Below are 1,041 nucleotides of genomic sequence, written 5' to 3'. Positions count from 1 at the left end.
TCCCAACATGGATGCTGTGGTAATATGCAGCAATGATCATGCCCATGCAGAGAATGCTGTTGCTGCGCTTGCGGCTGGTAAACATGTTTATCTAGAGAAGCCAATGGCGCAAACGATTGAAGATTGTGATCGCATCATTGAAGCTGCTGTTCAAGCGGATTGTGTGATGATGGTCGGGCTGGAACTGCGATATTGTTCACTTATGATGGATATGAAGCAAATCATTTCCTCAGGTGAAATTGGGGAGATCAAGATCGGAACAGTAACTGACAATATTTCCGTCGGAGGCCATTATTACTACCATGGTGCGAGACGACGCAAAGACTATGTGAAAAGCCTGATTCTCGAAAAAGGCACGCACTCGCTTGACTTGGCAAACTGGCTGGTCGATGCATCCCCCGTAAAAGTATACGCTAGCAGCGGTCTAGATGTGTTCGGCGGCAGCGCCCCGAATGATAAGCGCTGTCGTGATTGCAGCGATGCCGATACATGCGAATATTACTTGGATACCGTAACTGGCTATGCCATGGATTACGGCGATGTCAAGCTGAATAGCGATTTGTGTGTATACGCCGAAGAGTGCGATGTTCACGACAACTCATTGGTCATTATCGATTATGATAACGGTGCCCGAATTTCTTATATGGAATGTCATTTCGTGCCGGAGTATTCACGTGAATTTATGTTCGTAGGTACCAAGGGAAAGATATGGGGCTTTTATAACAACGAGCAGGATTTCAAAATTAGAGTATTGAAGCGGCATACGGGGGAAGATCGGGTATATTACCCCGAAAAAAGGTTGGGTGGACATGGAGGCGGCGATACAGGAATCGTGAACGAATTCGTCGAGTTGGTACGCAGAGGTATACCCATTCTCAAAGGGATTAAAGGAGCGCGTGATAGCGCAGCCATAGCGATAGCTGCTAACGAGTCTTCTGAAACCGGATTACCTGTGTGGATAAGCTCGAATGAGAAGACAGGCAATTCATAACTTAGGAGTGATACAAGCCACGGTGTGCATTTGGATACACCGTGGCGGGA

At 47.1% G+C, this 1,041-nt stretch carries 1 protein-coding gene; it reads left to right on the top strand.

Going from position 1 to position 1,041, the window contains the following annotated elements; translation table 11 throughout:
* On the top strand, positions 1–991 hold a 991-nt coding region (locus AC1DWB_RS35995), incomplete at its 5' end, for a Gfo/Idh/MocA family protein (RefSeq protein WP_477545843.1).
* Positions 992–1,041: the final 50 nt, after the last annotated feature.

It is taken from the genome of Paenibacillus sp. P4_E11 (genome assembly GCF_056401635.1).
This window is presented reverse-complemented; position numbering and strand designations above follow the sequence as displayed.